The organism is Kineococcus gurbantunggutensis (assembly GCF_050871925.1).
Lineage (GTDB): Bacteria > Actinomycetota > Actinomycetes > Actinomycetales > Kineococcaceae > Kineococcus.
In genome coordinates this window covers 1-8,205 of record NZ_JBJLSG010000192.1, presented here as the reverse complement: position 1 = coordinate 8,205, position 8,205 = coordinate 1, and the positions used below count along the sequence as shown (strand labels likewise).

At 78.5% G+C, this 8,205-nt stretch carries 6 protein-coding genes and 1 pseudogene; 4 read left to right on the top strand and 3 right to left on the bottom strand.

Annotation, left to right across the window (positions count from 1 at the left end; genetic code table 11):
* Nucleotides 1-254 precede the first annotated feature (254 nt).
* The 3 genes from ACRYR7_RS22615 (at nt 255) to ACRYR7_RS22605 (ending at nt 2,452) form a co-directional block, all read left to right on the top strand.
* A complete protein-coding gene (locus tag ACRYR7_RS22615) occupies nt 255-674 on the top strand; it encodes an STAS domain-containing protein (protein ID WP_432574366.1) in 420 nt (139 codons plus the stop codon).
* A 103-nt stretch (nt 675-777) separates the two neighbouring features.
* Nucleotides 778-1,524, top strand: a complete 747-nt coding sequence (locus ACRYR7_RS22610; protein WP_432574365.1) for an esterase/lipase family protein — start codon at nt 778-780, stop codon at nt 1,522-1,524.
* Between the two features lie 10 nt (nt 1,525-1,534).
* Entirely contained in the window at nt 1,535-2,452 is a 918-nt protein-coding gene (locus ACRYR7_RS22605) for a SigB/SigF/SigG family RNA polymerase sigma factor (RefSeq protein ID WP_432574364.1), read from the top strand.
* A 45-nt stretch (nt 2,453-2,497) separates the two neighbouring features.
* On the opposite strand, the gene ACRYR7_RS22600 is transcribed toward ACRYR7_RS22605, so the two are convergent.
* From ACRYR7_RS22600 to ACRYR7_RS22590, 3 genes are all read right to left on the bottom strand, one after another.
* Nucleotides 2,498-5,281, bottom strand: a complete 2,784-nt coding sequence (locus tag ACRYR7_RS22600; protein ID WP_432574363.1) for a SpoIIE family protein phosphatase — start codon at nt 5,279-5,281, stop codon at nt 2,498-2,500.
* Nucleotides 5,282-5,419: 138 nt separating this feature from the next.
* Nucleotides 5,420-6,739, bottom strand: a complete 1,320-nt coding sequence (locus tag ACRYR7_RS22595) for a sensor domain-containing phosphodiesterase (protein WP_432574362.1) — start codon at nt 6,737-6,739, stop codon at nt 5,420-5,422.
* Between the two features lie 130 nt (nt 6,740-6,869).
* The gene (locus ACRYR7_RS22590; RefSeq protein WP_432574361.1) at nt 6,870-7,412 is read right to left on the bottom strand and encodes a GAF domain-containing protein; all 543 of its coding nucleotides are present in this window, start codon (nt 7,410-7,412) and stop codon (nt 6,870-6,872) included.
* A 201-nt stretch (nt 7,413-7,613) separates the two neighbouring features.
* On the opposite strand from ACRYR7_RS22590, the pseudogene ACRYR7_RS22585 reads away from it, so the two are divergent.
* Nucleotides 7,614-8,205: pseudogene (locus ACRYR7_RS22585) on the top strand (hypothetical protein); the annotation flags it as partial.

Genomic DNA, 8,205 nt, shown 5'->3' with positions numbered 1-8,205 from the left:
GCCGAGGGCCGGTGGAGGGCTGGAGACGGAGCCCTCGTGGCGTCGCCACGCGGCGGGGCGCCCCGCCGGCCGCCGCCCCCCCCCCCCCCCCCCCCCCCCCCTGCCCGCCCCGCCGCTGAGCGACGAGCAGCTCAGCGAGGCCATGCAGTCCCACCACCGCGGGCGCGCCACGTAGCGCCGACGGGCCCGGTCACTTAGAGTCATGTCACGTCCTGAAGCGGGCCGTCAACGTTCAGTAGTCACTGGAGACGCTCGTGATCAGTGCGCCCACGAGGTTCCGGCTCCGCCGCGAGAACGTCGGCCCCGTGGTGGTGGTGCGCTTCCACGGCTTCCTGGGGGCCGCCGGCGCGACGGCGCTGCGCTCGCTCGTCGAGGACGTCCTGCAGCACGAGAGCGCGCCCGTGGTCGTCGACCTCGCCGGCACCACCGACCTGGACTGCCACGCCGTCAGCGCCCTGGAGGCCCTGCACCGGCACGCCCTGCGCCGCGGCCGGTACCTGCGGGTGGCCGCGGTGCCGCCCCGGCTGCGCGGGCTGCTGGACCCCTTCGACCTGCACAGCGCCCTCGGCGGGACCGGCAGCGTCGCGCACGAGTGCCGCGCCGCCGGCGAGGCCGGGGGGGCCGGCGGGGCCGGCGGGGCGCCGCCCGCGGAGGGCGAGCGCGTCTGCGCGTGAGGGCCCCCCGGTTGCGCCCGGCCGGGGCGGGTGGTCCGCTGCCGGGCGTGCGGCGACGGCTCCCCCTCCCGGCGACCCGCGGACCCCGGCGGGAGGGACCCCGGTGGACCTGCCCCTGCTGAGGCGCCGCGCGGCGGTGGCGTGGTGGGCGGGCGCGGACTGGCTGTACGCGGCCCGCTGGGAGCTGCGCAGCCTGCGCCGCGGCACCCCCTCCCCCGAGCACGCCGCCGCCACCGGCGACGCGGTGCCCGTGGTGCTGGTCCCCGGCGTCTTCGAGTCCTGGCGCTTCCTGGAACCGCTGATCGAGGTCCTGCACGGGGCCGGGCACCCCGTGCACGTCGTGACCAGCCTGGGCTTCAACGGCGGGGAGATCCCGCAGGCGGCGCTGGCGGTGCGCCGGCACGTGGACGAGCAGGGCCTGGGGCTCGCCGGCGGGCTGGCGCTGGTCGGGCACAGCAAGGGCGGGCTGATCGGCAAGCAGCTGCTGGTCCAGCACAACGCCGACGGCCGGTTCCGCCAGCTCGTGGCGGTCAACTCCCCCTTCTCCGGCTCCTCCCTGGCCCGCTTCGTGCCGCTGCGGGCCGTGCGCGTCTTCGCCCCGGGCGGGGAGCTGCTGCGCACCCTGAGCGCGGTGCAGGACGTCAACGCCTCCATCACCTCGATCTACAGCCGCGTCGACCCCAACATCCCCGGCTCCAGCCGGCTGGAGGGCGCCCGCAACGTCAGCATCGACACCGTGGGGCACTTCCGGCTGCTGGCCGACCCCCGCCTGGCGCGCGCCGTCCTCTCGGCCCTCGCCGGGCCGGCGCCCGAGCGGCGCGCGGTTGCCGAGGTGCCCGGACCCTGCTGACATTCCGGACGTGAGCACCACCGGTGAGAAGGCGCTGCAGGCGGCGGTGGCGGTGGGGACCACGGCGGGTCCCCGCTCCCCCGGCGACGGCGCGACGGTCCCCGCCCCCGCCACCGGGGCCGCGGACGACCGGCCCACCCCCCAGCAGCCGGTGCACCGCCCCGGCTCCGACGACGCGGTGGCGGCGCGGACGGCGGCGCTGTTCGACGAGCTGGCCGAGGAGGAGGACTCCGGCGAGCGCGCCCGCCTGCAGCAGCGCATCGCCACCCTGAACCTGCCGATGGCGCGCAGCATCGCCCGCCGCTACCGCGGCCGCGGCGAGGACCTGGAGGACCTGGAGCAGGTCGCCGCGGTGGGGCTGATGAAGGCCATCGAGGGCTACGACCGCACCGTGGGCCGGGAGTTCGTCGTCTTCGCCGTGCCCACCGTCTCCGGGCAGATCAAGCGGCACTTCCGCGACCGCAGCTGGAGCATCCGCCCGCCGCGGCGGCTGCAGGAGCTGCGCCCGCGCCTGAGCGCGGCCCGCACCGAGCTGGAGCAGGACCTGGGCCGCTCGCCCACGGTCTCGGAGATCGCCGCCCGCCTCGGGGTGGACGCCGAGGAGGTCGGCGAGTGCATGGCCGCGGCCGAGGACTACCGGCTGCACTCCCTGGACGAGCTGGTCGCCGACGCCGAGGGCTCCAGCCTCAGCGTCCTGGACACCCTGGGCGAGGTGGACGCCGCCCTGGAGACGGTGGTGGACCACGTCACCCTGGCGCCGCTGCTGACCTCGCTGCCCGAGCGCGACGCGCGGCTGCTGACGCTGCGCTTCCAGGAGGGCTGGACGCAGAGCCGCATCGGCGAGGAGCTCGGCGTCAGCCAGATGCAGGTCTCCCGGCTGCTGCAGGCCGTCCTGCGGCGCCTGCGCACCGCGATGGAAGCCGCCTGACGCCACCCCCTGCCCTCGAGCGCCGGCGCCCGCGGGCACCGGGGCTCAGGGGCCGTCGGCCCCCGGCTGGCGCGCGACGTGCGGGGGCACCCGCCGGGGACCGGCCTCGGCGGGGCGGGGGCGGTCCTCGCGGTGCAGGCGCACGGCGACCACGGCGACGTCGTCCTCGGGCCGGGCCGGGAGCATCCGGGCCAGCAGGCGGTCCACGAGGGAGTCCAGGTCGCCGTCCTCGGCGGCCAGCTCCGCCAGGGTGACCCGCAGCCGCTCCAGTCCCTCGTGCAGGGACTGGTCGCGCCGCTCGACGAGGCCGTCGGTGTAGAGCACCACCGTGGCCCCGCGCCGCAGGACGACCTCGTGGTCGGTGCGCGGCTCGTCCGGCAGGACGCCCAGCAGCAGGTCCGCGTGCCCGCCGTCCAGCAGCTCCACCGCGCCGTCGGGGTGCACCACCGCCGCCGGGGGGTGCCCGGCGCTGGACCAGCGCAGCCGCGTCAGCCCCCGCCCGCGCTCCTCGGGCGTCTGCTCCAGGCGCGCGGCGATGGCGGTGGCCGTGGTGGTGATCTGCAGGTTCGCCATCGCCCGGTCGGCCTGGGCCAGCACCCGCGCCGGGGAGTCGTCGCCCAGCGCGCCCAGGGTGCGCACGACGGTGCGCACCTGGCTCATCGCGGCGGCGGCCTGGGTGTCGTGGCCGATGACGTCGCCGATGACCAGCACGGTGGCCCCGTCGGGCTGCACGAACGCGTCGTACCAGTCCCCGCCGACCTGGGCGGCCTCGGCGGCCGGGGCGTAGCGCACCACGATCTGCCCGTGGTCCGGCTCGGGCGGGTCCGAGAGCAGGGAGCGCTGCAGGCCCTCGGCCAGGTCGCGCTGCTGGCGGTACAGCCGGGCGGAGTCCAGCGCCAGGCCCGCGCGCGCGGCGACCTCGGTGGCGGTGGCCAGCACCTCGGTGCTCAGCGGCGCCCGCTCGGCCCCGGCGAAGACGGTGATCAGGCCGACGGTGCGCCCGCGCCCGCGCAGCGGCAGGATCACCGCCGAGCTGGGCGCCAGGCGCGCCAGGACCCCGCGCACCCGCCCGTCCGGGTCCAGGACGCCGGTGATGGCGCGGGTGGCGTCGTTGATGACGACGGGGGTGCTGCGCGACAGGGCCCGCCACAGGTACGCGGTGTCGGTCAGCTCGGACAGCCGGTGGTCGGCGTAGTCCTCGACCAGGGGGCGCAGCTCCTCCCGGTGGTGCCAGCGGCCCACGTCGCGCAGGCCCCGGCGCAGCTCGCCCGTGCGGCCGGCGGCGACGCGGTCGCGGGCGCTGGCCGGGGTGCTGGCGGAGGTGTCGTCGTCGACGAGGGTGACCACGCACCAGTCGCCCAGCGCGGGCACGACGAGCTGGGCCAGGCGGGCCACGGCCTCCTCGGCCTCCAGCGTGCCGGTCAGCTCGGCGGTCACCGCGGCCAGCAGCTGCGCGCGCGCGGCGGCGTTCTCGGCGACCTGCTGGGCGCGCCTGCGGGCGGTGATGTCGAGGAAGTACAGCGCCAGCCCCTCGTCCTCGGGCACGGCGCGCACCTCCACCCACACGTCCAGCGGCTCGGGGTAGTGCGCGTCGAAGACCTCCGGCTGCCCGGTGGCCACCGCGCGGCGGTAGCGCTCCTCGAAGACCGAGCCGACGGTGGCGGGGAAGGCCTCCCACAGGGTGCGCCCGAGCACGTCCGCGCGCCGCTGGCCGCCGATGCGCTCGGCCTCGGCGTTGACGTAGGCGATGCGCCAGTCGGGGTCCAGGACGAGGTAGCCCACCGCCATGGACTCCAGCGCGCCGGCGATGCGCTCGGTGACCCGCCGGTGGGCGCTGACGTCGTGGGCCGCGCCGACCAGGCGCGCCGGCGCGCCGGCGGCGTCGGGCAGGGTGCGCCCACGGCCCTCCAGCCAGCGGGTGGCGCCGCCGGGCAGCAGCACCCGGTAGGCGGAGGCGAACACCCCCGTGCGCACCGCCGCGGCCACGTCGGCGTCCACCCGGTCCCGGTCCTCGGGGTGGATGCGCGCCATCGCCTCGGCGAGGTCCTCGCCGAACTCCTCGCGCCGCACCCCGAACAGGGCGTACATCTGCTCGTCCCACACCAGCGCGCCGGTGGCCAGGTCCAGGTCGAAGGTGCCGATGCCGGCGGCCTGCACCGCCACCTCCAGCAGCGCCTTGTTCGCCCGGTAGTCGCTGCTGAGCGCGGCCAGCTCCAGCTCGGCCGCGGCGGCGGCGGCGACCTGCTGCAGCAGCGCGACGTCGTCCTCGTCCCAGGCGCGCGCGGTCGGCTGGAAGACGCACACCGCGCCGACGACCTGGCCGTCGCCCGCGGTCAGCGGGGCGCCCAGGTAGGAGCCCACCACCCCGCTGCGCACCGGCGGGAGCCCGGCGACGCGCCCGTCGGTGCGGGTGTCGCCGATGGCCACGGGCTCGCCGGAGGCGGCGGTCTGCGTGCACAGCCACTGCGCCAGCGGCTCCTCGCCGCCGCCGTCCTCGCCCCCGTCCCCGCCGCCGTCCCCGCCGCCGTCCGGCTGCGGGCCGGCGGCGCCGACCAGGCTCTGCACGTCGGACAGCAGCGAGATCCGCCCGGAGGTGGCGCCCAGCAGGCGCGCGGCCAGGGAGGCGATGCGGTCCAGGCCGGGCAGGGTGCCGCCGGGCGGGCGCAGCCGGCGCGCCGCGGCCACCCGCGCGGGGTCCGCGGACAGCGCCCGCGCCGCGTCCTGCGCCGCGTCCCGCGGGTGCGCCGCGTCCGGGCCGGCCGAGGGGGACGGCAGCGGGGGCGGGGGACCGGTGGGGGGCCGGTCCGTCGTGGACGGGTTCTGGGGCACGTGCACCTTCCTGACGCCGGGGGTTCCTCTGGCGTCGCGCCAGCCGTCCTGGTGGGTGCCCCATTCTCCCCGACGCGGGCGGTGCCCGGGTCCGCGCGGCGCGTCGGCGCGCAGGCGGGGGCCCTCACCCGGCGGACCTCACCCGGCGGTGGTCAGCCGCCCCTCCAGGTCGTGCGCGCTGCGCGGGGCGGAGAACAGGTAGCCCTGCGCGTGGCGCACGCCCAGGGCGGTCAGGGTCTGCGCCTGCTCGCGCGTCTCCACGCCCTCGGCGACGATGCCGCAGCCCAGCTGCATCCCCAGGCGCACCAGCGAGCGCGCGAGCAGGTCGTCGCGCTCGGAGCGGCCCAGCGCCGCGACGAAGCAGCGGTCGATCTTCACCACGTCGGGCTGGAAGCGCTGCAGGTAGCTGTAGCTGGCGTACCCGGTGCCGAAGTCGTCCAGGGCCAGGGTCACCCCGAGGGAGCGGATGCGCTGCAGGGCGGTGTCGACCTCGGCGCCCGAGCCCGCCAGGGACGTCTCGGTCAGCTCCAGCACCAGCGCCTCGGGCGGCAGGCCGCTGACCAGCAGGGCCTCGGCGACCACGTCGGCCACGTCGGGCTCGCTGAGCTGGCGGCCGGAGACGTTCACCGCCACGTGCAGGTCCGCGGCGGCACCCGCGGCGCCGCCGCGCTCGCGCCACAGCGCCGCCTGGGTGCACGCCAGGGTCAGCACCTGCCGGCCCATGGGGACGACCAGCCCGCTGGCCTCGGCCACCGGCAGGAACGCCGCCGGCGGCAGCAGCCCGCGCTCGGGGTGCTCCCAGCGCACCAGCGCCTCCACGCCGACCCAGCGGCCCGAGGGCAGGTCCACCACCGGCTGGTAGTGCACCGCCATCTGCCCGGCGTCGATGGCCGCGCGCAGCCGGTGGCTCTCGGCGAGCACCTGGTGCGCGCCGAGCCCGGCGGCGGCCTCGGCGCGGCGCAGCTCCAGCAGCTCGGCCACCGCCCCGGCCAGGTCGGCGAGCACCCGCACCGCCGAGGCGTCCAGCTCGCGCGGCTCGCGGTCCATCACGCACAGCGCGCCCAGCGGCAGCCCGTCGCGCCCGACGATCGGCGCGCCGGCGTAGGCGCGCACGTGCTGCGGGCCGGTGACCATGGGCAGGTCGGCGAAGCGGGCGTCGGCGGTGGCGTCGGGCACCGCGATCGCCTCCTCCGCGGCGACCACGTGCGCGCAGAAGGAGTCCTCCCGGGCGGTCTGGCGCACCCCGGGACCCAGGACCGCCTCGGCGCCGGGGGCCGACTTGAACCACTGGCGGTGCTCGTCGACCAGGCTCACCAGCGCCGCCGGGGCCCCCAGGACCCGGGCGGCCGCGGTCGCCAGCGCGTCCAGCGCGGCGTCGGCACCGGTGTCCAGCACCTGGTAGCTGCGCAGCGAGGCCAGCCGCTCGTCCTCGCGCGCGTGCCGCGGTGCTGCGGGCATGGCCGCTCCCCCGTCCCCCCGGTGCCCGGGCCCGCGCGCCCGGTGCGCGACGGGTCCCCCTCCCAGGGGGTCGGCGCCGGCGGCGCAGCGCTGGATCGCCCACCCGGGTGGTGCGCCCGGGCGCCGGGCGTCAGGCGCGGGCGCTCGCGCGCCGGGCCGCCGGGCGCGGTGCCGGCAGCGGGCGCAGGGCGCGCTCGGCCTGCTCGGCGAGCGCCCGCAGGGCGGCGACGTCCTCGTCGGTGAAGGTGCGCGCACGGGTGTCGAAGACGCACACGGCCCCGCGGGGCGAGCCGTCGGCGTGGCGCACGGGCACGCCCGCGTGGCTGACCCACCCGAACTGCCGCACCAGCGGGTTGGCGCGGTAGCGCTCGTCCCGGGCGGTGTCGGCCACCAGGTGGGCCCGCCCGGTGCGCACGGTCTCGGCGCAGAAGGCCCACTGGGTGGGCACCGCCCCCAGCGCGGCCGGCCAGCCGCTCACCCCGTGCTGGCCCAGCAGGAAGGTGCCGCCCTCGGTGACGGCGGTGACGAGCCCGATCGGCGCGCCCAGCCGCCGGGCGGCCTCCGCGGCCAGGTGCTGCAGGGCGTCCTCGGCCCCGGCCGGGAGCACGCCGCGGGGGGCGGCGGTGGTGGACCGCCGCCCGTCGTCCAGCGCCCACGCGTCGCGCAGCCTCACGCTCGACCCCCTCCCCGCCCCGGGTTCCCGGGGACGTAGGAGGGGATCGGTGCCCGGGCGGCGCTCCTGCAGCCCGGCACCGGCGGGACCACCCGCACGGAGCACCGCCGGGCGGGGCCCACGCCGCGACGGGCACCGCAGCAGCGGGTTACGGTGGGAGGACCGGTGGCCGTCGGCCGCCCACCCGCCCCGTGGAGGACAGTGCAGGCCAGCAGTCCCGCCCACCCCTCCACCGGCAGCGGCGCGGTGGAACGGTCCAGCACAGGGCCGGCGGGCGCACCGCAGGAACCCGCCGCCTTCGCCCCCGCCTACGGGGCCGTGGACCTGACCACGTGCGAGAGCGAACCCGTCCACGTGCCCGGCGCGGTGCAGCCGCACGGCGTGCTGCTGGCCGCCGAGCGCGCCGGGCACCGCGTCGTGGTGGCCTCCGCCAACGCCGAGGGGCTGTTCGGCCGGCCGCTGGAGGAGGTCCTGGGCGCGGGGCTGGCGGACCTGCTCGGCGAGGAACCGGCCGGGCGGGTGCGCGCGGCCGACGCCGCGGGCGACCTCGACGAGGTCCTGCACGCGCGCCTGGAGGTGCCCGGCGGGCCCGTGGACGCCGACGTGGTGCTGCACGTCTCCGGCGAGCGGCTGCTCGTGGAGCTCGAACCCCTCGAGGGCGGCGGGGCGCCGGTGTCCTACCGCGCCACCCGGGCGGCGATCGCCCGGCTGGCCGGCAGTTCCGGCACCGACGGGCTGTGCCGGCGCCTGGCGCGCGAGGTGCGGGCCCTGACCGGTTTCGACCGCGTCATGG